This is a genomic window from Streptomyces sp. NPDC051664, assembly GCF_044453545.1.
Classification (GTDB): domain Bacteria; phylum Actinomycetota; class Actinomycetes; order Streptomycetales; family Streptomycetaceae; genus Streptomyces.
Genome location: NZ_JBITCU010000025.1, coordinates 82,157 through 108,040, shown reverse-complemented (window position 1 = coordinate 108,040; position 25,884 = coordinate 82,157). Strand labels below are relative to the sequence as shown.

Sequence of the window (25,884 nt, the reverse complement as noted above, 5' to 3'; positions counted from 1 at the left end):
GCACTGCTCGCCCACCCGCTGATCGGCCAGTTCGAGTACGCCGAGGCGCTCACCGACAAGCTGATCGCGCACAACCGGGAGCACCTCGCGTGGGCGTGAACGCTGCGGTCCTGGCCATCGATGCGGGGAACAGCAAGACCGATGTGGCACTGATCGGACCGGACGGAACGGTGCTGAGCACAGCCCGCGGGGGCGGCTTCCAGCCGCAGGCCGCCTCCGTCGCGGCGGCAGTGGACGTCCTCGGTGCGACGCTCGACAAGGCGCTGGCGAAAGCGCGTGAGACCGCCGGCCCGGTCGACTCCGTCGGCCATGTGTCGGCCTGTCTCGCCAATGCCGATCTCCCGGTCGAGGAACGGGAGCTGGCCGAGGCACTGCGGGCCCGCGGCTGGGGCGGCACGGTCGAGGTCCGCAATGACACCTTCGCGATCCTGCGCGCGGGCGTCGACGAGCCCCGGGGCGTGGCCGTCGTCTGCGGCGCGGGGATCAACTGTGTCGGCATGGTGCCGGACGGGCGCACCGCCCGCTTCCCCGCGATCGGCCGGATCTCCGGTGACTGGGGCGGCGGTTCGGGACTCGCCGAGGAGGCCATGTGGTTCGCCTCGCGGGCCGACGACGGGCGCGGGGAGCCGACGGAGCTGGCCCGCACGCTCCCCGCCCACTTCGGCCTCGACTCGATGTACGCGCTCATCGAGGCGGTGCATCTGGGGCACATCGAGTTCGAGCGCCGGCACGAGCTGACGCCGGTGCTGTTCGCCACCGGTGCGGCCGGGGACCCGGTGGCACGTGCTCTGGTGCACCGGCTCGCGGAGGAGGTCGTCGCGATGGCGTCGGTCGCGCTGACCCGCCTCGGGCTGCTGGACGAGGAGGCACCGGTGGTGCTGGGCGGCAGCGTGCTGGCGGCCCGTCACCCGCAGCTGGACGACGCGATCGCCGAACTCCTCGCGGTACGTGCCCCGAAGGCGGTGATCCGGGTGGTGACGGAGCCGCCGGTGCTGGGCGCCGGACTGCTGGGCCTGGACCGGACGGGGGCGGCGCCGGAGGTGCACAACAGGCTCCGTGCGCAGTACGCCTGACGCATCGGGAACATCGGGAGGGCCGGGAACGCGGACGGGCGTCCTGTGGCCATTGTGCTGCGGGACGCCCCTTGCGTACGGGAACCGATCAGTTGTCCCGAACGTGTTCATGGATGGGGAGATCGGTCCGCTTCGGGGGCTGCTCCGCCGATCGTCTTGATCGACGGCGCCGTCCTTGATCGAATGCGTGTGCATCCGTGGCCCGGTGCAGGATCCAGGTGTTCCTGGTGTGGATGTCAGTCCCTGCGGCCATACTTCTGGCCGGGCACCAGTCCCCCGATCGGCCGGGGGGCGGGCCACCGTCAGCGACCGAGGGGGAGGTCACGTGACATACCCGCCGAATGTGCGCACGGCGCCGGAGCACGCGTCGGCCCAGCCGCCCGCGCCCGTACCTGCGTCGGTACCCGCGCCGCGTCGCAGCGCCCGGTCCGAGTCGACGGCGCGGCTGCGCGCCGCGGCGACGACCGAACCGGGCAGGCTCCAGATCATCGGGGCCGCGCTGGCGGTTCTCGTCATCGCGTTCGGGGCCGTGACGGCGTTCGAGATCTCCGGCCGGGCGGCCGCCACCGACGACGTGGTGAGCCGCAGCCAGCCGCTGAGCGCCGAGGCGGCGAACATCTACCGTTCGCTGGCCGATGCGGACACGGCGGCGGCAAGCGGATTCCTCGCGGGGGCGCAGGAGCCGCGCGATGTGCACGAGCGGTACGAGAAGGACATCAAGGACGCGTCCAGGCTGCTGGTGAAGGCGGCGTCCACCACGGACGCGTCGTCGCCGTCGGGCCAGGAGATAACCAAGCTCAACGAGGAACTCCCCCGGTACACCGGTCTGATCGAGCGGGCCCGCGCCAACAACCGGCAGGGGCTGCCCCTGGGCGGCGCCTATCTCCGGTACGCGAACCAGAAGATGTCCACCGAGCTGCTGCCGGCCGCCGAGCGGCTGTACACGGCGGAGACCGGCCGGCTCGACCAGGACTACGACTCCGCGAGAGCGTGGCCGTTCCTCTCGCTGGGTCTCGGTGTCGTGGCGCTGGGTGCGCTGTTCTGGGCGCAGCGACGCAACTACCGCAGGACGAACCGGGTCTTCAACCACGGACTGCTCGCCGCGACCGCCGCGTCGACGGTGCTGCTGCTGTGGCTGGGCGTGGGGCACACGGTCGCGCGGTCCGAACTGCAGGACGCCAATGTGCACGGGCAGCAGTCCCTCGATGTGCTCAATCACGCGCGGATCAACTCGCTGAAGGCGCGCGCCAATGAGAACCTCACCCTCGTCGCCCGCGGCGCCGTGCTGACCGCGGACGGCAAGAACGACAAGTACCAGACCGACTACACCACGGGCATGAAGGCCCTCCGCGAGGAGCTGGGGACGGCCAGGAAGCTCGCCGACGACTCCCAGGGGAGCGGGCCGGTGGCGGATGCCATCAGCGGTGTCTCCGAGTGGCAGGGCCGCCACCGGACCGCCCGCACGACCGACGACAACGGCGACTACGAGGGCGCCCTGAAGCAGATCATCGGGCCCAGGAACTCCACGGGGGAGTCATTCAACCGGGTGGACGAGGCGCTGGAGAAGGCACTCGCCCATGAGCAGGGCGAGTTCACCCGGGCCGCCGAGGACGGGCGCGGGGCGCTGGGCGGGCTGCCGATCGGGGCGGCCGCTCTCGCCGTACTGGCCGCGGTCGCCGCGATCGTCGGGGTCAACCGCAGACTGTCGGAGTACCGGTGAGAGGGGGAACGATGACCAGGACCAGTTCCACCCGGGGCAGGCTGCGCGGCTGGGGCGGGGTGACGGGGATGGCCGTGGCCTGTGCGGTGACGGCGTCGCTCACCCTGCTGCCGCTCTCGCACGGCGGCTCCGGGCCGTTCGGCGTCGGTGTCTCCGGGCCCGGTACGGCCACGGCGGTGCCGGCCAGCGCCGACGACTGCACGGACCCGGAGGCGAGCCTGCAGCCGTCGAGCGCCGACGGGCCGGGCATCGAGAAGATCAAGGAGCGTGGGAAGCTGATCGCCGGCGTCGACCAGAACAGCTTCCGCTGGGGATACCGCAACCCGGAGACCGGGAAGCTCGAGGGGTTCGACATCGATCTGGTGCGGGCCATCGCACAGAACATCCTGGGCGACCCGGACAAGGTGATCTTCCGGGCCATCCCCACCAACCAGCGCATCGCCGCCCTGGAGAACGACAAGGTCGACGTCGTCGTCCGGACGATGACCATCAACTGCAGCCGGCTGGACCAGGTCTCGTTCTCCACGGCCTACTTCCAGGCCGGTCAGCAGGTCCTCGCGCCGAAGGACTCGCCGATCACGGGGTACGACAAGTCCCTGGCAGGCAAGCGGGTCTGCACCGCCGAGGGTTCCACCGCGTACGAGGCACTGGAGAAGCAGTCGTTCGGCGCCAACTTCAAGGACCGGCACGACGGCACCGAGGCGGACGAGGACCAGCTCACCGTCCCAAACCAGTTGGACTGCCTGGTCCGGCTGCAGTTGGGCGAGGTCGACGCGGTGGTCACCGACAACGCGCTGGCGGCGGGCCAGGCCGCCCAGGACCCGGCCGTCGTCCTCAAGGGCGAAAAGCCCTTCACCACCGAGTACTACGGCGTGGCCACGAAGCACGGCGCGAACGACCTGGTGGCGCGGGTCAATCAGGTGCTGGTCGACTACCGCAAGGGAGGCGAGGACAGCCCCTGGATGGTGTCGTACCGGAAGTGGCTGGCGAGCGGACTGCCCGGGATATCGGCGCCGCCTGCGCCCAAGTACCGGAGCAACTAGTCCTTGATCCTGCCGGGCCCGGCCCGGCAGGGAGAGCAGAGAGGTGATCGATGGGCGTCGCGGGCCCCTTCCCCGGCTATGCGGGGAAGCCCCCCGGCCCGGTCCTGGACCGGGACGAGGCGGACCGTGCGCTGGCCCGGCTCGGTGCGGAGCACGAGGCGATCGAGACCTCCCTCCTCGCCCTGCAGGACCATGCCGGCCGCCGGCTTCTGGAGGGCGCCGATCTGACCGGTGTCACCAAGGAGCGCTGGGCCACCACCGAGCAGTCGATCACGCTGCTGTGGGGCTGTTTCGACGCCTACGCCGCGGCGATCGAGGAGGCCCGTGAGATCCGGGCCAGGCGGCGCTCCCCCAACCATGACGACCTGCTGGCGCTGACCGAACTGCTGCGCGGCCAGAGCGTCACGATGGCGTCCACCGCCACCCGGGCCGATCCGTCGATCACCGGCCCGGCCAAGCTCTCCGAGCGGTTCTCGCTGGAGGAGTTGGTCGCCCGGATGAACGATCTGTACGCGCGCTCGCTGGACATGGTCGTCGCCTCCGACTCCGTCTGGTCCGCGCTGCCCGCCCGGATAGATCTGCTCGCTGCCGAGCTGCGCCGTACGCGTTCGCTGGCGCACTCCGTCGGCGTGCGGCCCGGGGAGCACCCGGCGGGCGACGACCTGGAGTCGATCACCCATGAGCTGACCACGCTGCGGGTGCAGGTGATCTCCGATCCGCTGGCGTTCTGGCTGCCGGGACCCGGCAGCGCAGCGCCCGGCGGCGGCCGTCCGGACACGGCGCGCTACGACCGGGCGGCCCGCGCCCTGGACGACGTGCGTCGGGAGATCGAGGCGGTCCTTGCGGTCCGGCAGGACGCCGAGCAGCGCCTCGTCCAGCTGCGCGACGTGCTCTCCCGCGCGGACCGCACGCTGGCCGAGGCCCGGTCGGCGCGCGGCGAGGTGCTGGCGAAGATCGCCGCCTCCGAGGTGCCCGCGGTCAGTGGGCCGCCGACGGCCCTCCAGGAGCGGCTGGCCGCCGCTTCGGAGTACCGCAGGCACGCCCAGTGGCACCGGCTCTCACCGCTGCTGGAGTCCCTGGAGCGGGAGGCCGAGGACGAACTGCTGCGCGCCCGTGAGTCGTTGACCGCGGTCACCGCGCCGCTGGCGGTCCGGGCGGAGCTGCGCGGCCGGCTGGACGCGTACAAGGCGAAGGTCGCCCGGCACGGCCTGGCGGAGGACCCGATGCTGATCGAGCGCTACGACGCGGCGCGCCGCATGCTGTGGAGCGCGCCGTGCGATCTGCGGGTCGCCGCGCAGGCGGTGCTGCGCTACCAGGAGGCGGTGGCGGAGCTGCTGAACCCGCGCCGGCCGTTCGCACCGGAGGACCGGCGATGAGCAGGCGTACGAGTACGGGCAGGGCGGACGGGCCGCTGCTGCGGCGGGGCGAACAGGGGGACAGACCATGAGTACGCAGTGCCAGCGCCCCGCGTGCGAGGGCAATTACGAGGACATGGGCGGCGGTGAGCTGTACTGCGGCACCTGCGGTCTGGCTCCGGTCGTCTCGCCGACGGGGATGGTGAGCTCGCCGCCCACCGGCATCGCGGCCGGCGGTGCGAGCGGCAAGGGCAGCAACAGCAGTTCGGCGCGGAGCGGTTCGCGGGCGTCGTCCCGGGCCTCCTCGCGCTCCTCGGCCCGCTCGTCGACCTCGCGGCGTTCGGTGTCGGGGCGGCTGTCGCGCTCCCTGTCGGGCAGCGCCACGTCCCGCTCGGTGTCGGTGCGCTCCTCCGGTGCGTCGACGGGGGCGTCCGGGCGCAACCGGCTGGGAGCGGGTCTGGTGCAGGTGCCGGACGTGCCGCGCCCCGACCCACGCTCAGCCGTGATGGAGAACCCGGAGGTGCCGGAGCGGAAACGGTTCTGTTCGCGCTCCGACTGCGGGGCCCCGGTGGGCCGGTCCCGTGGTGAACAGCCGGGCAGGACCGAGGGGTTCTGCACCAAGTGCGGGCACCCGTACTCCTTCGTACCGAAGCTGCACGGCGGCGACATCGTGCACGGCCAGTACGAGGTGGCGGGCTGTCTGGCGCACGGCGGGCTCGGCTGGGTCTATCTCGCGGTGGACCGTGCGGTCTCGGACCGCTGGGTGGTCCTCAAGGGCCTGCTGGACACCGGTGACCAGGACGCCATGGCGGCCGCGATCTCGGAACGCCGCTTCCTCGCCGAGATCGAGCACTCCAACATCGTCCGGATCTACAACTTCGTCGAGCATCTCGACCAGCGCACCGGCTCGCTCGACGGCTACATCGTGATGGAGTACGTCGGCGGCAAAGCGCTCAAGGAGATCGCGAACGAGCGCCGTACCCCGTCCGGGAAGCGGGATCCGCTGCCGGTCGAGCAGGCCTGCGCGTACGGCATCGAGGCGCTGGAGGCGCTCGGCCATCTGCACAGCCGCAATCTGCTGTACTGCGACTTCAAGGTCGACAACGCGATCCAGACCGAGGACCAGCTCAAGCTGATCGACATGGGCGCCGTGCGCAGGATGGACGACGAGGAGTCGGCCATCTACGGCACGGTGGGCTATCAGGCGCCGGAGGTCGCGGAGGTCGGCCCGTCGGTCGCCTCCGATCTGTACACGGTCGCGCGGACGCTCGCGGTGCTCACCTTCGACTTCCAGGGGTACACGAACGTCTTCGTGGACTCGCTGCCGGACCCGGGCAACATCGAGGTGTTCCGGACGTACGAGTCGTTCTACCGGCTGCTGGTGCGGGCCACGGATCCGGATCCGGCGAGACGGTTCGCCTCGGCGTCGGAGATGGCGGATCAGCTGACGGGGGTGTTGCGGGAGGTCGTGGCGCTTCAGACGGGGCGGCCGCGACCGGCGCTCTCGACGCTGTTCGGCACGGAACTGCGGGTCACGGACACCCAGTTGTTCGCCGAGCTGACGGACGATGTGTCGCGGCTCGGGGTACGGACGGAGCCGGCCGGACGACGCAGGGGAAAGGACCGGAGTCCGGTTGCGGCGTTCGGCGGAGTTCCGGTCTCGCCGGCAGCGGTCGGGCATGTGCCCCCCGGTGCGCCGCCGTTCGTTCCCGGGCAGTCGGCTCCGGGGGCCGCACCCCTGTCGGTGTCCGCCACGCACGTACAGGGCGGCAACGGCGCCCCCGCCCCGTACGCACAGACGCAGGCGGCCATTCCGGCGCCCCGGGTCGCGCCCGCACCGGTCGTCCCCGGCCCGCTGCCGGGGGCCTCCGCTCCGGGCGTGCCCCGGCTGGCCGGGCTCGACGCGCGGGCCACCTCGCTCGCGCTGCCCGTACCGCGGGTGGACGCGAACGACCCCAATGCGGGCTTCCTCGCCGGACTGATGGCGTCCGCACCCGCCGAACTGATTGCCGCATTGCAGGCCGTACCCGCCGCCTCGCTGGAGACCAGACTTCGGGAGCTGCGCGCCCGCCTGGAGATGAACGAACTGGGCGCCGCCGGACAGACCCTGACCGGTCTGGAGGCGCAGTACCCGGACGACTGGCGGGTCGTCTGGTACCGCGGGATCGCCTCGCTGGTGACGGGTGACGACGAGACCGCCGCGCTGTCGTTCGACGCGATCTACGACGCGTTCCCCGGTGAGCCCGCTCCCAAGCTGGCGCTGGGCATCTGTGCGGAGGTCCTCGGCCAGCTGGACAACGCCGCCGAGTACTACCGCCTGGTGTGGACGACCGACCCGAGCTTCGTCAGCGCCGCGTTCGGCCTGGCCCGGGTGCAGATGGCGGCCGGGGACCGGGCCGGGGCCGTACGGACGCTGGAGTCCGTGCCCGAGGCGTCGATCCACTACACGGCCGCCCGGGTCGCCACCGTACGGGCCAGGCTGCGTGAACGCGCCCCGCACGAGCCGCTGATCGCCGATCTGACGGCCGCCGCCGACCAGGTGTCCGGGCTGCAGGGTTTCGGACTGGACGCGGTGCGCCGTGAGCAGCTGTCGACCGAGGTGCTGGGGGCGGCGCTGGACTGGGTACTCTCCGGAAGCCCCACGGACCGGCCGGACTCCCCGCAGTCCCGAGCTCCTGCCGGACCGAGGATGCTGCTCGGCAGCGAGGTGGACGAACGCGGGCTGCGTTTCGGTCTTGAGCGTTCGTACCGGATGCTCGCCCGGCTTGCGCAGCGTGGCGACGAGAGGATCGAACTGGTGGAGCGGGCCAACCGCTTCCGCCCCCGGACGTGGGTGTGAAGATGTCGCAGATGCACCAGGAGACCGCCTTGTCGAGGTGTCCCAACTGCGAGGAGCCGCTGGAATCGGGCGACCTGTTCTGCGGTGCGTGCGGGTACGACCTGTCGGTCGCACCTGCGCCGCCGGAGGACCACCCGACGATCGCGATGGCCGCGCCCGTGGAGGGCGGTGCGCCGGGGGACACGGCCGCTTCCGGGCCGGGCGCGCCCACCGCGGCGGCTTCGGGTTCGGTCGAGTGGTCGGACGCCCCCGTGGCCGGCCGGTCCGAGCCGCCCGCGCCGGGGGTCCGCTTCGATCGTCCGAACGCCTCGGGCCCGGGGCTGGGCTCCGACTCGGGCTCCGGCTCCGGCTCCGGCTCCGGCTCAGGTGACTTCGAGCTGGCGGCGCCCGTCGCTCCCGACCCCCGTACCTCCGCGGGCGCCGCCATCCCGGAGGCGGCCCTCACCCCGCCGGACGGCACCAAGCTGTGCGTCGCCTGCCGCGCCGGTCATGTCGACCCCGACGGCTACTGCGAGAACTGCGGTCACGCCCAGCCCCGCGAGCGCGACCACATGGAGCAGGAGCTCGGTTCGGTGGCCGCCGTCAGCGACAGGGGGCTGCGCCATCACCGCAACGAGGACTCGTTCGCCGTGTCGACCACCGCCCTGCCGGACGGCTCACCGGCGGTCGTCGCGATCGTCTGCGACGGCGTCTCCTCCGCGAGCCGCCCCGACGAGGCCTCCGCCGCCGCCGCGATCGCGGCCAACGAGTCACTGCTGGAGTCGCTACCGCGCGGCACCCACCCGCAGCAGGCGATGCACGAGGCGATCGTCGCCGCCGCCGAGTCGGTCAACTCGCTGGCCCACGACGACGACCGGGCCCAGGAGCACGATCCGCACCACCACCGGAACGCCCCGGCCTGCACCCTGGTCGGCGCGGTCATGGCGGGCGGCCTGCTGGTCGTCGGCTGGGTCGGCGACAGCCGCGTCTACTGGGTGCCGGACGACCGCACCACCCCGCCCGCCCGGCTCACCGAGGACGACTCCTGGGCCGCGCAGATGGTGGCGACGGGACTGATGAACGAGGCCGAGGCGTACGCGGACGAGCGCGCCCACGCCATCACCGGCTGGCTCGGTGCCGATGCGTACGAACTGGAGCCGCACACCGCTTCGTTCAAACCGGACCGGCCGGGTCTGGTGGTGGTGTGCACGGACGGGCTGTGGAACTACGCGGAGTCGGCCGCCGAAATGGCCGCCGTCGTCCCCCCGGACGCGCACGAACGACCGCTGCACGGCGCCCAGGTGCTGGTGGGTCACGCGCTCGACGGTGGGGGCCACGACAACGTAACAGTGGCTCTGCTGCCGTTCGCCGTACCTCCGCAAGGGGCAGGATCGGCCTACAGCACCGCTTGAGTCCCGTTGAGTCCGGTTCCGTCCGTCCGCGCACCCACTGCGACCTTTGCCAGCTCTGCCACCTTCGCCAGGAGCCGATCAGATGGCCAACTTCTCCAAGTCCCACGCGCCGCAGTTCTCCGTCGAGGTGTACCAGAACGAATATCTGCCGGAGGGCGGCCGCGAGGTCAACGCGATCGTCACGGTCACGTCGACCGGCGGCGGCACCACCGGTGGTGTCCCACTGACCGGTGCGACCGCCTCGCCCGCCCATGTACCGGGGCGGGGGCCGAACGCCGCCGTGGTGATCATGGTGGACTGTTCCGGTTCGATGGACTATCCGCCGACGAAGATGCGCAACGCCCGCGACGCGACGGCCGCGGCCATCGACACCCTGCGCGACGGCACGTCGTTCGCCGTGGTCGGCGGTACGCACGTCGCCAAGGAGGTCTACCCGGGCAACGGCCGCCTCGCCACCGCCGACTCACAGACCAGGGCCCAGGCGAAGGAGGCGCTTCGCCGGCTCAGTGCGGGCGGCGGTACGGCGATCGGCACCTGGCTGCGGCTGACCGACCGGCTGCTCGGCGCCGCCGATGTGGACATCCGGCACGGGATCCTTCTCACCGACGGCCGCAACGAGCACGAGTCGCCCCAGGACCTGGCGGACGCGCTCGAGGCGTGCGCGGGCCGTTTCACCTGTGACGCCCGCGGCGTCGGTACCGACTGGGAGGTGAAAGAAGTCACAGCCATAGCCTCCGCGCTGCTCGGCACCGTGGACATCGTCGCCGATCCGGCAGGGCTCGCCGCGGACTTCACGCAGATGATGGAGAACGCGATGGGCAAGGAGGTCGCGGACGTGGCGCTGCGGCTCTGGACGCCCGTCGGAGTCGAGATCAAGTTCGTGAAGCAGGTCGCCCCGACGGTCGCCGAGCTGACCGACCGCCGCACCGAGGCGGGCCCGCGCGCCGGGGACTACCCGACCGGGTCCTGGGGCGACGAGTCCCGCGACTACCACGTGTGTGTACAGGTGCCGGAGGCCGGTATCGGGCAGGAAATGCTCGCGGCCCGCGTCTCGTTGATCCTCCCCGACCCGTCGGGGACGGCGGCCCCGCAGACGCTTTCGCAGGGGTTGGTGCGGGCGGTGTGGACCGACGACATGGTGGCGTCCACCTCGATCAATCCGCAGGTCGCGCACTACACGGGCCAGGCGGAACTGGCACAGGTCATCCAACAGGGGCTCGATGCGCGCAAGTCGGGAGATTTCGACGGCGCAACGGCGAAATTGGGCCGCGCGGTGCAGCTGGCATCGGCCTCCGGGAACGCTGACACTGCGAAACTGCTTTCGAAGGTGGTGGACGTCGTGGATGCGGCGACAGGTACTGTGCGACTGAAGGCGAAGGTGGCGGAGGCCGACGAGATGACCCTCGAAACGCGCTCCACCAAGACCGTCCGCGTGAAGAAATGACCCGATGGCCGACCGGCAGCCGGCCGGCTCGGCGACCTGGCGAAGCAACAGAGACGACGGCCCCCGGGGGCCGGACGAGGAGAGGGGGAAGCGCCGACATGCCGACCTGCCCGAACGGACACCAGTCGGGTTCCGACGACTGGTGCGAGGTCTGCGGCCATCGCATGGCCGGCGCGGGCGCGCCTGCGGGTGCAGTCCCACCGCCGCCTCCCCCGCCGCCCGCACCCGGTTACGGCTACCCGCAGGGTCCCGGCCCCGATGCGACGCAGCAGGCGGAGCTCTGCCCGCAGTGCCGCACCCCGCGAGAGGCGATGGCGCCGTTCTGCGAGGAGTGCCGGTGGAACTACCTCACGAACACGGCGACGTCGTACACCCCGCTGGCCCCGCAGCACGGGGGCCCCGGTGCCGGCGGACCGGTGCCCGGTCTGAACCTGCCGCCCGGCTTCCAGGCGCAGCAGGGTCCGCCGCCCCCGCCGCAGCAGCGGCAGCGCGACCCGTTCGAATACCAGAGCTCGCGGCCCTCGCAGGTGAACCGTCCGGCCGAGCCGCTGTCCGGTCCCGGCAGCCACCCGGGTCCTCCTGGACCGGGTCCGCAGCAGCCGCCGAACCCGTTCCAGCGGCAGGGCCCGCCGCCTCCGCCGTCCTTCCAGCAGCAGACCGCGCCGCCGCAGCCACAGGTCCAGCAGCCGGGCGGTGACGACTGGATGCTGCCGCCGCCCTCACAGCCCCAGGCACCGCAGGCTCCGCAGCCCCCGAGACAGCAGCAGCCGCCGCCCTTCCAGAGCCAGGTCCCGAACCAGGCGCCCGCGAACTGGACGGCGGTCATCGCCCCGGACCGTGAGTACTTCCTGGCGATGATGCAGCGCAGCGGCCCCGAGGCGACCGGGCTCAACCTGCCCGCGTACTCCCCGGAGCAGCGCCTTCCGCTCACCGGCAACCAGGTCACCATCGGCCGTCGCCGGCACAGCACCGGCGAGTCCCCCGATGTCGATCTGTCCGTGCCGCCGGAGGACCCGGGGGTCTCGCACCAGCACGCGGTGCTGGTGCAGCAGCCCGACGGCAGCTGGGCCGTGGTCGACCAGAACTCCACGAACGGCACCACGCTGAACGGCGCCGAGGACCCGATCCAGCCCTACGTCCCCGTTCCGCTCCAGGACGGCGACCAGGTGCACCTCGGGGCGTGGACGACGATCACCATCCGGCGCGGCTGACCGGAACGCTCAGGCCGTGAGGTCGGCGGGCAGTGGCCAGGCGTACGGCCCCTCCGGGTCGTCCAGCCAGGCCCACTGCCGCCCGTCCCGGACCGTGACGCCGAACCTCGCCCGCTCGGGGCGTCCCTCCCGCTGCCAGAGGGAGAGGGCCTCGCGCGGGTCGAGAGTGGATCCGGTCAGCGTCAGCATGAACAGGAACAACTCGTCCTCGGCCACCCGCCTCGGCACTCCTGCGGTGTGCGGGTGGCGCACCGGCGGCGGCACCGCCCCGCGCAGCGGCACGAAATACGCGGGCGTGGACAGGAACCGCCCCTCGGCACACCTCCCGTGCGCCGTCTCCCGCACCCCCAGCATGATCAGACCGGTGGCGAGCGGCGCCAGGATCCGCGCCCCGGGCCTGCACTGCGCCAGCCATGCCTGCGGTACGGACGGCAGGGTGCAGGTCGCGATGATCCGGTCGTACGGGCCCCGCTCGGGGCAGCCCCGCGCCCCGTCCCCGGTGATCACCGCCGGGTGATGGCCGGCCGCCGCGAGATGTCTGCGGGCCGACTCCGTGATCTCCGGGTCGAGGTCGATGGTGGTCACCGCGTCGTCGCCGAGGCGGTGGGCGAGCAGCGCGGCGTTGTAGCCGGTGCCCGCACCGATCTCCAGGACGGTCATGCCGTCCGCCATCTCCAGTTCCTCCAGCATCCGGGCCATCAGCGACGGCTGACTGCTCGACGAGACGAGCTCGCCGTCCCGGATCCGGGTGGCCAGCGCCTCGTCCGCGTACGCCCCGTGCAGCCACCGTTCCCGCCGGGCCGGGTCGGGGTCCTCGCACCAGAGCCGCTGGGGCCCACCGGTCCCGGTCACGAAGTAGTACGGCACGAACAGGTGGCGCGGCACCTCCTCGAACGCGGCACGCCAGGCGGGGTCCTTCGACGCACCACGCGCGACCATTTCCCGCACCATCGCCGACCGGGCCTCGGCGCCGGCCTCCGAGAACTGATCCAGGTATGGGCCCATGCCTCCACTCTCCCGCTCGCGCGCCCCGGAAGCGACGAGGCGCACAGTGGCCGTCCTGGCCCGGGTCCTAGGACCCAGGTCCTCGGCCGGTGCGTCTGCGACCATGGACGGGTGACAGAGAATCCGCACGACACGCTTCAGGAGCAGACCTTCTACGAGCAGGTCGGCGGCGAGGAGACCTTCCGGCGCCTGGTCCACCGCTTCTACCAGGGGGTTGCCGAGGACCCGCTGCTGCGGCCGATGTATCCGGAGGAGGATCTGGGGCCGGCCGAGGAGCGGTTCACGCTGTTCCTGATCCAGTACTGGGGTGGCCCCCGGACGTACGGCGAGCAGCGCGGGCACCCCCGGCTGCGGATGCGGCACGTCCCGTTCCGGGTGGACCGGGCCGCGCACGATGCCTGGCTGGGCCGGATGCGGGTGGCTCTCGACGAGCTCGAACTGTCCCCGGAGCATGAGCGGCAGCTGTGGGACTACCTCACGTACGCCGCTGCCTCGATGGTGAACACCGAGGGCTGACGGTTCAGCCCCGTTCTCCCTTTTCTCCCCCTCTCACCCTTTTCTCCCCCTCCCGCACCGATGCACTGTGCGGAATGCGGTGCTCCACCGCCGCATAACGGTCACGATCCCATCAAGGTGCACGTGCAAGCGGTTTCCAGAGGTGGGTGCACTCTGAAAGCATCCTGGGAGCGTCGGGGGGCGTGCGGGGTGACAGTGTCGAGGGGGCCAGGTGACGGGGTTCGTCTTTCTGCGGGTGAGGGCGCATCGGCTCCTTCTCGCCGCAGCCGTCCTGGCCGTCCTGCTCACCACATCGGTGCTGGCGGCACTCACCGCCTTCTCCGGCTCCATCGGCGACGCGGCCCTGCGCCACACGCTCACCCACCGCTCCGCCGCGTCCGCCTCGCTCGTCATCTCCGCGCAGGTGGAGCGGGAGCAGCGGGAAGCGGCCGACGCGACCGCGCGCAAGGCCGCCCGTGAGACGTTCGACGGCCTGGCGGTGACCGTACGGACGCTGAAGGCCTCGGGGCCGTACGCCCTGCCGCGCAGCCTGCAGGCTCCGGCGGCCCGGCGCGGCGATCCGGATCTCACCCGGTTCGCCTCGCTCGACCGCAGCCGCGTCCGTCTCACCGCCGGCCGCATGCCCGGCGACGGGAGCGGGAAGAGCGGCGCCCCCGTCGAGGTGGCCCTGCCCTCCGTCGCCGCCGATGTCCTGAAGCTGAAGCCCGGCGCGCGACTCACACTCACCGACCGGCTGGCCGACGGCACCAGGCTGCCGGTCCTGATCACCGGCCTCTACGAGGCGGCCGACCAGGCCGACCCGTACTGGCAGTTGGACGAGCTCGGCGGGCGCGGCATCCGCAAGGTCGTCTTCACCACATACGGTCCGCTGCTCACCGATCCCGCCGTGCTCGACTCCGGGCGGATCAGCTCGGGCGAGATGTCGTGGCTGGCCGTCGCCGACTTCCGCACCGTCACCACGGACCGCATCCACGCGCTGCATACCTCGTCGACCAGGGGCCCGAAGGCGCTCCTCGCCTCCCCGGAGTTCAAGGACGGGGCCCTCGCGCAGACCTCGCTGCCCACCGTCCTGGACCAGATCGACCGGGCGCTGCTGGTGTCCCGCTCGACTCTGATGATCGTCGCCGTGCAGCTGGTGCTGCTCGCCGGTTACGCGCTGCTGCTCGTGGCCCGGTTGCTGAGCAGTGAGCGCGGCGGGGAGACGGAACTGCTGCGGGCCCGCGGCGGTTCGCGCGGCCGGATCACCTCGCTCGCCGCGATCGAGGCACTGCTGCTGGCGCTGCCCGCCGCCGTCATAGCCCCGCTGCTGGCCGGGCCGCTGACCCGGCTGCTGGCGGACCGCAGTGAGCTGACCCGGCTCGGGCTGCGGCTCGACGCGGGCGCGACCGGGACCGTGTGGCTGGTGGCCGCCGCCGTCGCGCTGGCCTGTGCCGTGGCCGTCGTCGCGCCCGCGCTGGCCGCCAGCGCGGGGGTGCGCAGCCGCACCCGGGCCGCCGCGCTGCCCGGGCCGGTGCGCGCGGGCGCCGACATCGGACTGCTACTGATCGCGGCGGTGGCGTACTGGCAGCTCGACCGGCAGACCGGCAGCTCCGGCAGCGGTGCGCTCAGCGGTGACCGGGAGGGCGATCTCGGCGTCGATCCGCTGCTCGTCGCCGCACCCGCGCTGCTGCTGCTCGCGGGCACCGTGCTGACGCTGCGGCTGCTGCCGCCCGCGGCCAGGCTGGCGGAACGTCGTGCGGCGGGCGGTCGGGGGCTGTCCATCGCGCTGGCCGGCTGGCAGTTCAGCCGCCGTCCGCTGCGCGGCGCCGGACCGGTGCTGCTGTTGGTCCTGGCTGCCGCGATGGGGATGCTGGCGATCGGGCAGAGCGCGTCCTGGGATCGTTCGCAGGGCGACCAGGCCGACTTCAGGACCGGCACGTCGGTGCGCATGGTCGGCGGAATCAACGGCGATCCGGCGAAAGCCGGGGCGTACGCACAGCTGCCGGGGGTGCGGGAGGCGGCGCCCGCGTTCCGTACGAAGGTGGATCTGTCCGGCGACCGCACGGCGGACGTGGTCGCTCTGGACACCGCGCACGCCGACGAGCGGATGCTGATGCGCGACGATCTCGCCGGCGAACCGGTGGACCGGCTGCTCAGCGCGCTCCAACCGCCGAAGACCGCGCGGACCGGGCTGCTGCTGCCGAAGGGCAGCAGGGAGATCCGGTTCGACCTGCGGATCACCGTGCCCTCCGCACCGCACCGGGCGTCGCCGTCCGGCATGGCCCCGCTGGTCACCGTGGAGCTGGAGGACCGTTACGGCCTGCCGTACCAGGTGCTCGTCGGACCCGTACCGGCCGACGGCCGGGCACATCCCCTGTCGCTCGCGGTGGCGGCCGCCGGTGAGCTGGCCGTGACCGGGTTCGAGCTGGACAGCAGGCAGCCCGTCGAGCATGCCGAGACGCACCTGGTCACCGTGAGCCGGCTGCGGACCGTGACCGCGGACGGCACCGAGCAGCCGGTCCCCGTCCCGGCCGGGTTCGACTGGCAGGGCGCCCTGACCACCAGTCTGCTCAACGAGACGCAGCCGGGCGCCCCCGTCCACACGGCCGCCTCCGACCGGGACCCGCTGACGCTCCGGTACGACACCGGGTCCGTTCCGGTCGAGGCCACGGGCTACGGGGTGCCGGCCCTCAACCTGCGGGCCGCTGCGCCCCACGCCGAGGCCCCGCCGCTCCGCGGGGTCGCCACCGACGCCTATCTGAAGGCGTCCGGGGCGAAGCCGGGGCAGGACGTCGATGTCACGCTGGCCGGCGAAACGGTCCGGGTGAAGATCGTGCGGACGGCCCGTCAGCTGCCCACCACCGGGCCGGGCGTCGCCACCGCCGCTGCCGCCGAGACGTCCCGGCTCCGGGACGGCGGCGCGCTGCTGCTCGACCTCAGGGCTCTCGGCCAGGTCTTCGCAGACCGCCCGGACGCGGTCCTCACCGCCACCGAATGGTGGCTGAGCACCGACCCCGGCCAGGCCGGTAAGGTCGCCGCCGCACTCCGTGCGCAGCCCGACACCGACCCGGCGCAGGTCCTCGTCCGCGACGAGGTGGCCCGGGATCTGCTGGGCGACCCGCTGGGCGCCGGGCCGCAGTCCGCGCTGCTCGCGGTGGCGGTCGTCGCCGCCGCGCTGGCAGCGGTCGGATTCGCGGTGAGCGCTGTCGGATCGCAGCGCGAAAGGTCCGCCGAACTCGCCGTGCTGCGGGCGCTGGGGGCGCCGCGCCGCGGGCCGGCCCGGATGATCGCCGCCGAGCAGGGCGTCCTGATCGCCATCGCGCTGCTGGTCGGGTTCGCGCTCGGGGCCGTACTGACCAGGGCCGTCGTGCCACTCATCGTGCTGACCGGGCAGGCCGCCCAGCCGGTGCCGCCCGTACTGGTGCAGTTGCCGGCCGGGCAGGTCGCCGCACTGCTGGCGGGCGTCGCCGCGCTGCCGCTGCTGATCGTGGCGGCGATCGCCCTGCGCCGCGCCGACCCGGTGACTTCGCTGCGCCACCAGGGGGACAACTGACATGAGCCCACGTTCCGACAGCGGTCGTTCCGCAGCCGTCGCCCGGGCCGCGGCCTGTGCCCCGTGGGTCCGCACCCGGCTGCGTACCGCGCCCGCGGCCGCCTGCGCGCTCGGGTTGCTGGTGCTGGTCACAGCATTCCTCGCCGCCGCGTTCCCACGGGCCGTCGACACGTACGAGAGCAAAGGGCTGCGCCACGACCTGGTCGTCGAGGACCCCAGGCGCAGCGTCCTGGAGCTGACCGCTCCGCCGCCCGCCCTGGGTGTCGAGGCGGAGCGTGCGGCCGCGGTGCGCGAGGCGGCCCTCGGCGCGGTCCACCGCAAGGTGCTGGCCGGACTGCCCGAACCGGTGCGCGCCGACGCCTTCCAGTCCTCGTACGGCATCCGCACGACGGAGCCGATCGCCGCCGGGGAGAAATGGCTGCCCCGGCCCTATGGCCTCGATCCCAAGCTGACGTACGCCGCCCCCTCGGCCCTGCCGGCCCACGCCACGCTGCGCGACGGCGCCTGGCCCACCGTCCACGGCGAGGTCACCACCACGGCCACGGAGGTCGAGGCCGCGGTCACCGAAGAGACCGCGAAGGCCCTGGGACTCAAGGTGGGTTCGACGATCGCGGTACCGACCCGGGGCGAGGAGCCGCTGACCGTACGGATCACCGGCATAGTCGCCCCCAAGCTTCCCGGTGCCGCCTACTGGTCGTTCGAGCGCCTGCTGCGTACCCCGGCACTGGTCCCGACGAACACCAAGGGTCCTCCCCTCTACTACTGGATAGCGGCCTTGTTGCTGCCGCCGGACGCGGCGCCCGCGCTGCTCTCCACGACCGGTGCGCCCGAGCCGTACTGGCGGATCGCACCGGACGCCTCCCGGCTCACCGCGCTCGAGGTGGACCGGCTCCGGTCCCGGGTGGCTTCTCTGGAGAGCGGCCCGGAGCTGCTGAAGCTCCGTGCGCTGGCCGGTCCGGCGGCGACACTGACGACCGATCTGGACGTGGTCCTCAACCGGTACGACGCGTTGCGTTCGGCGATCAGCCCGGTCGTCACGGTCGCCGCCGTCGGGATCGGCGCCGTCGCCGCCGTCGTACTGCTGATGACGGGCGGCCTGCTCGCCGCCCGCCGCCACAGCGAACTGGCCCTGCTGCGCTCACGCGGCGGCTCGTTGCGCGGTATCGGCGGGCGGCTGCTCGCGGAGACCGCGGTGACGGCGCTGCCCGCGGCGGCACTTGGACTGCTGCTCGCCGTTGCCGCCGTCGGCCCGGCCCGGCTGTGGCCCGCGGTCGTCGGGGCCGCCGCCGTCGCCGTACTGGTCTGTGTCGCCCTGCCGCTGGGTACGACGCTCCTTCACCGCCGGCCGCAGCTGCACGGCGCCCGCGACGACATGATGACCGCCCGCCCGTCGCGGCGGCGCACGGTTGCCGAACTCACCGTGCTGGTGCTGGCCGTCGGCGCGGTCGCCGCGCTGCGCCGCCGCGGTACGGCTGCGGGCGGCGGTACGGACTTCCTGATCAGCGCCGCGCCGGTGCTGGTCGGACTGATCGCGGCGCTGGTCCTCGCCCGCCTGTACCCGCTGCCGCTGCGGCTCGCCTCCCGTACCGTCGCACGGCTGCGCGGCGCGGTCGGCTTCCTCGCCCTGGCCCGTGCCGGGCGCGCGTCGGTGAGCGGCGCACCGGCCCTGTTGGCGCTGCTGGTCGCGCTGACGACGGCGGCGTTCGGCGGCTCGGTGCTGGCGGGCGTCGCGGACGCCCGGGACGATGCGGCGGTGCGGGCCACCGGTGCGGACGCCCGGATCAGCGGCGAGGGCGATGCGATGCCGCTGCCGGACCGGCTGGTCCGGGACGTACGGAAGGCGGGCGGTGTACGGGACGTGGCGCCGGTCCAGATCGAGTACGGCGTTCCGCTCCCGTCCAACGAGGCCGGCATCGAGGACGCGAAGGGCACCACGCTGATCGGTGTCGATCCGGGGACGTACGCGAAACTGGCGCGCGCCACCGGTTTCGGACCGTTCCCCGCAGACCGGCTGAAGGCCACCGGAGCGGCGCCCAGAAAGGGCACGCTGCCGTCGAAGGACCGGGTGCTGCCCGTCCTCGCCGCACCGGCCGTGGCCGAGCGGCTCGGCGAACGGCCGCGCGACATCAACTCGCAGGCCGGGGACTTCAAGGTGCGCGTCGTCGGAACGGTGACGCGCACACCGGCCGTCGACAGCGCCGGCTTCCTGATCGTCGACGCCGCGTCCCTCACCCACCGGCAGACCACCACCCTGCTGGTCACCGGCGGCTCCCCGGACGCGAAGGCGCTGCGCGCCGCCGCGCACCGGGCGGGCTCGACGTTCTCCGTACAGCTGCGGTCCGAGGAACGCGCGGCGTTCGTCGACACCCCCATGCAGTCGGGCGCCGAGCGGATCTACGCGGCGGCGATCGCAGCCGGCGCGGGCTACGCACTGCTCGCCGTACTGCTGTCGCTGCTGCAGACCGCACCGGAACGCACGGCGCTGCTGGCCCGGCTGCGGACCATGGGCCTCACCCTCCGGCAGGGACGACGGCTCCTCGGCCTCGAGGCGATGCCGCAGGCGCTGCTGGCCGCCGTCGGCGGACTGCTCGTCGGCTGGTCGACGATCGCCCTGCTGGCACCCGGCGTCGACCTGGTACAGCTGGCGCTGTCCAGCGGGCCCGGCTCCGACGCACTCGACACCGCTCCGCTGCGGGCCGACCCGTGGTCCCTGGCGCTGCCGGCACTCGGCGTGGTCGCCCTCGCCGCCACCGTGGCAGCCGTACAGGCCTGGTGGGCCGGGCGCCGTGGATCGATCACCGAACTCAGGGCAGGAGACACCCGATGACGTCGTCGACGACCGAGACCACTCTGGCGGAGCTCGAACAGCGGGCCGCCGCACGCCGTGACCGGCCCTCGTACGGGCACGACGCGCTGATCGCCTGTGATCGGCTGGTGCGCATCTTCAGCGCGGACGGGGTGGAGGTCCAAGCCCTCCAGGGCCTCGATCTGCTGGTCACCGAGGGCGAGTTGATGGCGCTCGTCGGGGCGTCCGGCAGTGGCAAGTCGACCCTGATGAACATTCTGGCGGGCCTCGACGTACCGACGGCCGGGTCGGCGAAGGTCGCGGGCTGCGATCTGCTGTCGATGGGCCCGAAGGAACGGCTCCGTTACCGCCGGGACGTCGTCGGGTTCGTCTGGCAGCAGACCGCCCGCAACCTGCTCCCCTACCTCACCGCCGTCCAGAACGTCACGCTGCCCATGCAGCTGCGCGGCCGCGGCCGCGGCCGGAGCCGCGAACGCGCCGCGCGCGCCGAGTCCCTGCTGCAGATGCTGGATGTCGCGGACTGCCGCGACCGGCGGCCCCCGCAGATGTCCGGCGGCCAGCAGCAGCGGGTCGCGATCGCGGTCGCGCTCGCCAACAATCCCTCGGTGCTGCTCGCCGACGAACCGACCGGCGAACTGGACTCGGCGACGGGCGAGCAGGTTTTCGCCGCGTTCCGCCGGGCCAACGAGGAGCTGGGCACGACGATCGTGATCGTCACCCACGACCAGGCGGTGGCGGGTGAGGTCCGCCGTACGGTGGCCATCCGCGACGGCCGTACGTCGTCCGAGGTGCTGCGCCGTACGGAGGTGGACGCGGCGACGGGCCAGGAGTCCCAGGTGGCCCGCGAGTACGCGATGCTCGACCGCGCGGGGCGGCTGCAACTGCCCGCCGAGTACACGGAGACGCTCGGGATGGAGCACCGCGTGATGCTGGAACTGGAGCAGGACCACATCGGGGTGTGGCCGGACGACCAGCAGCGCGGATAACGGGCGCCTCTCCCGCGGGTCCGCTCCGGACGCGGCGTCAGCGGACGCCGACCGACACCCCGAGATCGCCGAGGCCGCCGCCCGCACCGCGCAGCGCGATCGAGCCGAACGGGGTGCGCAGCCGCAGCCAGGGGCCCGACGCGAGCAGGGCGACCGGGAAGTCCGGGGCCGGGCGGAGGAAGCCGAGGGACTGGGCGGCGTGGACGGCTCGCAGCGGGAGTTCCGTGTCCCCGACCGTGCGCGACCAGATCTCGCGGCCGATCAGGTCCCGTTCCGCCCTGGTGCGGCGGTCCGCGGGCAGCGCCTCGTCGCGGGCACGGAACTCCGCCACCGCGGCGCTCAGCTCGACGCGCAGGGAGACGGGGCCGGGCAGTCCCGGCTGCTCGTGCCAGCCGCCGCGCGGCGGGAGGACCCCGGTCCACGGCGGCCCGGTGACGGGCGCGGGCAGGCCCGCACCGTGTGCCTCGCGGGTGCCGCCGTCGATGTCGAGTGATTCGAGGAGTTCACCGGCGGACACGGTGATGTCGAAGTCGTGCGTGCCGCGCAGCCGCGCCGTCCGGATGGCGAGGACCTCGAACGACGGCGGCCTGCCGAACACGGCCAGCGCGCCGCCGCCCGCCTGCAGCCGGACGGCGGCTGCCCGGTCGTAGTGGAGCAGCCGGCCGAGGAAGGCGGCAAGATCTGCCGCCTCCCTCGTGTCCGCGAACTCCAGCAACTGCACGGGAACCGTCATGCGGCGGCGGGCTCCTCGGCCAGGTACTCCTGGAGGAAGTGCTTCTCCTCCGCGGAGATCCGCCGCGGCCGCTCCTCGGCCAGGTTGTACGGGACGACGACGGTCGAGGCCCGCACGTACACCTGGTCCGGGTCCTTGATCTCGTAGCAGATCGTCAGCGACGCGGCACCTATCTTCGTGACCCACGACTCGACGGTCACCGGCGCGTGCCGGTGGACCAGCGGGCGCACGTAGTCGATCTCGTGCCGGGCCACGACGGACCCGCCCGCGAAGGACGGCGAGCCGTCCCCCGGCGCCAGCCGGAACATGAAGTCGATGCGCGCCTCCTCCAGGTAGCGGAGGAAGACCACGTTGTTGACGTGGCCGAAGGCATCCATGTCCGACCAGCGCAGCGGGCAGTTGTAGATATGACGAGCCAAGACGATCAGCCTCGCGTGAGCTTCTTGTACGTGGCGCGGTGCGGACGGGCCGCGTCCGCACCGAGACGCTCGACCTTGTTCTTCTCGTACGACTCGAAGTTGCCCTCGAACCAGTACCACTTGGACTCGCCCTCGTACGCCAGGATGTGCGTGGCGACGCGGTCCAGGAACCAGCGGTCGTGGGAGATGACCACTGCGGCGCCCGGGAACTCCAGGAGCGCGTTCTCCAACGAGGACAGGGTCTCGACGTCGAGGTCGTTGGTGGGCTCGTCGAGGAGCAGCAGGTTGCCGCCCTCCTTGAGCGTCAGCGCCAGGTTGAGGCGGTTGCGCTCACCACCGGAGAGGACACCGGCCGGCTTCTGCTGGTCCGGACCCTTGAAGCCGAACGCGGAGACGTACGCCCGCGACGGCATCTCGACGTGGCCGACGTTGATGTAGTCGAGCTCGTCCGACACGACCGCCCAGAGGGTCTTCTTGGGGTCGATGTTGGCGCGGCTCTGGTCGACATAGGAGATCTTGACGGTCTCGCCGACCTTGATGGCGCCGCTGTCCGGCGTCTCCAGGCCCTGGATCATCTTGAACAGCGTGGTCTTGCCCGCACCGTTCGGACCGATGACGCCGACGATGCCGTTGCGCGGCAGCGTGAACGACAGGTCGTCGATGAGGACCTTGTCGCCGAAGGCCTTCGAGAGGTTGTTGACCTCGACGACGATGGAACCGAGCCGCGGGCCCGGCGGAATCTGGATCTCCTCGAAGTCCAGCTTCCGCATCTTGTCCGCCTCGGCCGCCATCTCCTCGTACCGGGCGAGACGTGCCTTGGACTTGGTCTGCCGGCCCTTGGCGTTGGAGCGGACCCACTCCAGCTCTTCCTTGAGCCGCTTGGCGCGCTTCTCGTCCTTGCGGCCCTCGACCTTGAGGCGGGAGGCCTTCTTGTCGAGGTACGTGGAGTAGTTGCCCTCGTACGGAATGGCCCGGCCGCGGTCCAGCTCGAGGATCCACTCGGCGACGTTGTTGAGGAAGTACCGGTCGTGCGTGACGGCGACGACGGCGCCCGCGTACTTCGAGAGGTGCTGCTCCAGCCAGTTCACCGACTCGGCGTCGAGGTGGTTGGTGGGCTCGTCGAGGAGCAGCAGGTCCGGGGCCTCGATCAGCAGCTTGCAGAGCGCGACACGGCGCTTCTCGCCACCGGAGAGGTTGACGACGGGCCAGTCGCCGGGCGGGCAGCCCAGCGCGTCCATGGCCTGCTCCAACTGCGCGTCCAGGTCCCAGGCGTTGGCGTGGTCCAGGTCCTCCTGGAGCTTGCCCATCTCGTCCATGAGCGCGTCCGAGTAGTCGGTCGCCATGAGCTCGGCGACCTCGTTGAAGCGCGTGAGCTTGCCCATGATCTCGGCGGCGCCGGCCTGGACGTTCTCCAGCACGGTCTTCGACTCGTCGAGCAGCGGCTCCTGCATGAGGATGCCGACGCTGAACCCGGGCGACAGGAACGCGTCACCGTTGGACGGCTGCTCCAGCCCGGCCATGATCTTCAGCACCGTGGACTTACCGGCGCCGTTGGGGCCCACCACACCGATCTTGGCGCCGGGCAGGAAGCTCAGCGTGACGTCGTCAAGGATCACCTTGTCGCCGTGCGCCTTGCGCGTCTTGCGCATCGTGTAGATGTACTCAGCCAAGAGAAACCGTCCGGCAATCGATGTGTGGGCAGATACACCCCATCTTGCCTGACGTCCACCCCAGGACGGAAACTGGAACCTCGGAGCCCCTTGATCAGGGCGACACGGACGATCGAACCCGGAGGATCGGTCACTGCAGGTCGTCGTCGGTCCACGCTGTCCCCCGCCCCTGTGACGCGGGCCACGGGAACCCGGTGCGGGTCGCGGAGAGGTAACAGGCGTGGAGCACATCGAACAGCCGGCGCGACCGGCGCAACCACCGGGCGACTCGGGCGACCGGGCCGCGCCGGATGGCCTGAGGGCACCTGCTGACCCCGGCGCACGGGAACGGATCCGCGCGGGCGACCGGGAGGCCTTCGCGGACCTCTACGACCGGTACGCCAGGACCGTCTACCAGCACGCCTGCCGCCTCACCGGCGACCTCTCGGCCGCCGAGGACGTCATGTCGGAGACCTTCCTCGTCGCCTGGCGCACCCGCGAGCAGGTCGATCCGGAGGGCGGTCCGCTGGGCCCCTGGCTCCTCGGCATCGCCACCAACAGGGCGCGCAACCACCGGCGCGGGGTCGGCCGCCGCCTCGCGTTCCTGGCCCGGCAGCCGAAGCCGAAGGAGACCGAGGACTTCGCCGAGGCCTCCGCCGAACGCCTGGACCACCAGCGCGAACTGGCGGCCGTACGCGAGGTGCTCGACCGGCTCCGGCAGCCAGAGCGCGAGGTGCTCGCGCTCTGCGTGTGGGCCGGGCTGGACTACGCCCAGGCGGCGGCCGCGCTGGACGTCCCGGTCGGCACCGTACGCTCCCGGCTCTCCCGCGCCCGGGCCCGGCTGCGCTCGCTGGCGGGCGAACGGCTCGCGGAGGATCGGCTTTCGGAGGGGCGGCGGGAAACCGGGCGGGAACCCGGCGGGGGTCGCGGAGAGGTAGGAGGCAGGGCGGCATTCGTCGCCCTGCCCAACGAGGGGGGATCGCGATGACCGCGACGACGGGTACCGACGACGGCCGGGACGAGCGCGCCGAGCTGGCGCGGCTGCTGCCGCCCGCCACCGGATTCGACCTTCCGCCGGGCCGCCACGAGCACCACAGGGAACGCCTGATGAACCTGATCGACGATGACGCCAACCGCTCCGAGAGCCGAGCCCAGGACCGGGGTCGGGGCCGGGAGCGCGCGGCCCGTGCCGACCGCCCCGCCCGCCCGCGCCTCCTGCGCCCGTCCTTCCTGGCCCCGGTCACGGCGCTGGCCCTGGCCGGTGCGCTGATCGTGGGCTACACCGCGCAGGGCGGCGGCGACCCGGCGGCCGGACCGGGGGCGGCACAGGCGGACGACAGCGCCTCGGCGCGCGCCGGGAACGCCCAGCCGGTCGCCCTGGTGCTGCACCGGATCTCGGACGCGGCGGCGAAGAGCGACGCCGGACCGGTCGGCGACGACCAGTTCGTCTATGTGCGCAGCCAGGTCCAGGACAGCGACCTCACCAGCGGGAAGCTGGTGACGGAACCGCTGAAGGAACGGGAGATCTGGTACGCCCAGAAGCCCGGCCCACTCAAGAAGCTCGGCTACATCCGCGAGGACGGGGACACCCTCCCCATCAACGCCGAGTTGGGGGACACCGACGGCACCCGCGAGGGCCTGAACCGGCCCACCTACCGCTGGCTGGCCGCCCTGCCCACCGACCCGCAGAAGCTGCTCGAACACCTCACCGCCCTCACCCCGAAACACGAGGGCCAGGAGCACGCCCAGGCGGTGTTCGAGCAGATCGGGTACCTGATCGGAGAGACCGTGCTGCCGCCCGAGACCGCCGCCGCGCTGTACAAGGCCGCGGCGCTGATCCCCGGGGTGACCGAGGCCCCGAACGCGGTGGACGCGCTGGGCCGCCACGGGGTGGGCATCGCCCGTGAGGACACCCGGTACGCCACCCGCTCGGAATGGGTCTTCAACCCGAAGGGGCTCTCCTTCCTGGGCTCGCGCACCTTCCTGACGAAGGACACGGAGATCGGCGAGAAGGGCGCCCTGCTCGGCGCCGACGCCGTACTGAAGCGGTCCGTGGTGGACAAGGGCGGAGTCCAGCCGCAGGACTAGCCAGGGTGCGTTCCAAGTGGGTCCTGGCCATTAACGAGTGGCTGTGACCAGCACTTTCAAAACGCACCCTTCTG

The 25,884-nt window shown here is 72.4% G+C and carries 18 protein-coding genes; 14 read left to right on the top strand and 4 right to left on the bottom strand.

What is annotated here, in order from left to right:
- Nucleotides 1-89 precede the first annotated feature (89 nt).
- The 8 genes from ACIA8E_RS31950 to ACIA8E_RS31915 all read left to right on the top strand — a co-directional run bounded on the left by ACIA8E_RS31950 (nt 90) and on the right by ACIA8E_RS31915 (nt 12,076).
- Nucleotides 90-1,073, top strand: a complete 984-nt coding sequence (locus ACIA8E_RS31950) for an N-acetylglucosamine kinase (RefSeq protein ID WP_399303283.1) — start codon at nt 90-92, stop codon at nt 1,071-1,073.
- Between the two features lie 325 nt (nt 1,074-1,398).
- Nucleotides 1,399-2,793 carry a hypothetical protein gene (locus ACIA8E_RS31945; RefSeq protein ID WP_399303282.1) on the top strand — a complete coding sequence of 465 codons (1,395 nt, stop codon included), beginning with the start codon at nt 1,399-1,401 and terminating at the stop codon, nt 2,791-2,793.
- Between the two features lie 11 nt (nt 2,794-2,804).
- A complete protein-coding gene (locus ACIA8E_RS31940) occupies nt 2,805-3,836 on the top strand; it encodes a glutamate ABC transporter substrate-binding protein (protein WP_399303280.1) in 1,032 nt (343 codons plus the stop codon).
- Nucleotides 3,837-3,886: 50 nt separating this feature from the next.
- Nucleotides 3,887-5,212 carry a hypothetical protein gene (locus ACIA8E_RS31935; protein ID WP_399303278.1) on the top strand — a complete coding sequence of 442 codons (1,326 nt, stop codon included), beginning with the start codon at nt 3,887-3,889 and terminating at the stop codon, nt 5,210-5,212.
- A 67-nt stretch (nt 5,213-5,279) separates the two neighbouring features.
- On the top strand, nt 5,280-8,030 hold the full coding sequence (locus ACIA8E_RS31930; protein WP_399303276.1) for a tetratricopeptide repeat protein: 2,751 nt from the start codon (nt 5,280-5,282) through the stop codon (nt 8,028-8,030).
- Nucleotides 8,027-9,421 (top strand): PP2C family serine/threonine-protein phosphatase, encoded by a 1,395-nt coding sequence (locus tag ACIA8E_RS31925; RefSeq protein WP_399303274.1) that lies wholly within the window; start codon nt 8,027-8,029, stop codon nt 9,419-9,421. The genes ACIA8E_RS31930 and ACIA8E_RS31925 overlap by 4 nt, the downstream gene beginning before the upstream one ends.
- A gap of 82 nt (nt 9,422-9,503) precedes the next feature.
- Entirely contained in the window at nt 9,504-10,865 is a 1,362-nt protein-coding gene (locus tag ACIA8E_RS31920) for a VWA domain-containing protein (RefSeq protein WP_399303272.1), read from the top strand.
- 98 nt (nt 10,866-10,963) lie between these two features.
- Nucleotides 10,964-12,076: an FHA domain-containing protein gene (locus ACIA8E_RS31915; RefSeq protein WP_399303270.1), complete on the top strand. Its 1,113-nt coding sequence runs from the start codon at nt 10,964-10,966 to the stop codon at nt 12,074-12,076.
- A 9-nt stretch (nt 12,077-12,085) separates the two neighbouring features.
- Here the strand turns inward: ACIA8E_RS31915 and ACIA8E_RS31910 are convergent, their stop codons facing one another.
- Nucleotides 12,086-13,081, bottom strand: coding sequence for a methyltransferase domain-containing protein (locus tag ACIA8E_RS31910; protein ID WP_399303269.1), 996 nt, complete (start codon nt 13,079-13,081; stop codon nt 12,086-12,088).
- Between the two features lie 111 nt (nt 13,082-13,192).
- Here ACIA8E_RS31910 and ACIA8E_RS31905 point away from each other — a divergent pair, with 111 nt between their 5' ends.
- The 4 genes from ACIA8E_RS31905 (at nt 13,193) to ACIA8E_RS31890 (ending at nt 20,921) form a co-directional block, all read left to right on the top strand.
- Nucleotides 13,193-13,597: a globin gene (locus ACIA8E_RS31905; protein ID WP_399303267.1), complete on the top strand. Its 405-nt coding sequence runs from the start codon at nt 13,193-13,195 to the stop codon at nt 13,595-13,597.
- 211 nt (nt 13,598-13,808) lie between these two features.
- Entirely contained in the window at nt 13,809-17,129 is a 3,321-nt protein-coding gene (locus tag ACIA8E_RS31900) for an FtsX-like permease family protein (protein ID WP_399303265.1), read from the top strand.
- 1 nt (nt 17,130) lies between these two features.
- Complete coding sequence (locus ACIA8E_RS31895; protein WP_399303263.1) at nt 17,131-19,956, top strand: FtsX-like permease family protein; 2,826 nt, start codon at nt 17,131-17,133, stop codon at nt 19,954-19,956.
- Nucleotides 19,953-20,921 carry an ABC transporter ATP-binding protein gene (locus ACIA8E_RS31890; RefSeq protein ID WP_399303261.1) on the top strand — a complete coding sequence of 323 codons (969 nt, stop codon included), beginning with the start codon at nt 19,953-19,955 and terminating at the stop codon, nt 20,919-20,921. The genes ACIA8E_RS31895 and ACIA8E_RS31890 overlap by 4 nt, the downstream gene beginning before the upstream one ends.
- Before the next feature lie 37 nt (nt 20,922-20,958).
- Here the strand turns inward: ACIA8E_RS31890 and ACIA8E_RS31885 are convergent, their stop codons facing one another.
- From ACIA8E_RS31885 to ettA, 3 genes are read right to left on the bottom strand one after another with little or no spacing between them, the layout of a single operon-like run.
- Nucleotides 20,959-21,654, bottom strand: a complete 696-nt coding sequence (locus ACIA8E_RS31885; RefSeq protein ID WP_399303259.1) for a hypothetical protein — start codon at nt 21,652-21,654, stop codon at nt 20,959-20,961.
- Nucleotides 21,651-22,073, bottom strand: a complete 423-nt coding sequence (locus tag ACIA8E_RS31880) for an acyl-CoA thioesterase (RefSeq protein WP_399303257.1) — start codon at nt 22,071-22,073, stop codon at nt 21,651-21,653. Before ACIA8E_RS31880 ends, ACIA8E_RS31885 begins: the two co-directional genes overlap by 4 nt.
- Before the next feature lie 5 nt (nt 22,074-22,078).
- A complete protein-coding gene (gene ettA / locus ACIA8E_RS31875) occupies nt 22,079-23,743 on the bottom strand; it encodes an energy-dependent translational throttle protein EttA (RefSeq protein ID WP_399303255.1) in 1,665 nt (554 codons plus the stop codon).
- A gap of 295 nt (nt 23,744-24,038) precedes the next feature.
- On the opposite strand from ettA, the gene ACIA8E_RS31870 reads away from it, so the two are divergent.
- Together ACIA8E_RS31870 and ACIA8E_RS31865 are read left to right on the top strand one after the other, a co-directional pair.
- Nucleotides 24,039-24,710, top strand: coding sequence for an RNA polymerase sigma factor (locus ACIA8E_RS31870; protein WP_399303289.1), 672 nt, complete (start codon nt 24,039-24,041; stop codon nt 24,708-24,710).
- The gene (locus tag ACIA8E_RS31865) at nt 24,707-25,810 is read left to right on the top strand and encodes a CU044_5270 family protein (protein ID WP_399303253.1); all 1,104 of its coding nucleotides are present in this window, start codon (nt 24,707-24,709) and stop codon (nt 25,808-25,810) included. Before ACIA8E_RS31870 ends, ACIA8E_RS31865 begins: the two co-directional genes overlap by 4 nt.
- The last annotated feature ends 74 nt before the right edge of the window (nt 25,811-25,884 follow it).